Raw genomic sequence first — 518 nt, 5'->3', positions numbered from 1 at the left:
AGGCAATAGACGTACCCGTCCCCGCGGGCCGTATCGAGAGAGTAGAGCACGTCCGAGTAGCAGGCGCGCAGGTCATCTTCGATAAAGGAGCCGGATTCGAGCTTCAGAGTGTCAAGGTTGCAGACCTTGAGCAGGTTTGACGGCAGGTGCAGCTGCAGGAAGTCGCGGGCGGTCTCCGGGTGGGTGAGGAACGCCTTGAACACGGCATCGTGTGGGGAGGCGGTGGGTTTGCTCATGACTTACCTGCTGCGGGTGACGATGGCCTGGGCGAACAGGCGACCTGACGGGTAGAGCACCAGGCTGCTCTCGATGTTGTAGACCTGGCCTGACCGTTTGGCGGCTTCGTGCATGGCCGGCACCAGCAGGCGGCGGGCGCGCTTTTTGAGGCTGTTGACGTCCTGGACGATTTGGCCGGCACCATAGTCGGGAGAGAGGGCCACTGAATGGGTGTAGGACATGCCGGGCTCGAGCAGCACCAGCATGGCCACCACGTGGGCAAACTCTTCGGTGCCGGTGTC

General features: G+C 62.7%; 2 protein-coding genes. Both read right to left on the bottom strand.

Annotated elements, in window-relative coordinates:
* On the bottom strand, positions 1 to 236 hold a 236-nt coding region (locus AC4PR2_RS29620; RefSeq protein WP_492176059.1), incomplete at its 3' end, for an Rpn family recombination-promoting nuclease/putative transposase.
* 3 nt (positions 237 to 239) lie between these two features.
* A partial coding sequence (locus AC4PR2_RS29615) for a DUF7609 family protein (protein ID WP_492176141.1) occupies positions 240 to 518 on the bottom strand: 279 nt, incomplete at its 5' end.

The organism is Serratia sp. A07 (genome assembly GCF_058725505.1).
The sequence above is the reverse complement of the archived record's forward strand: the minus strand, read 5'-3'. Positions and strand labels throughout refer to the sequence as shown.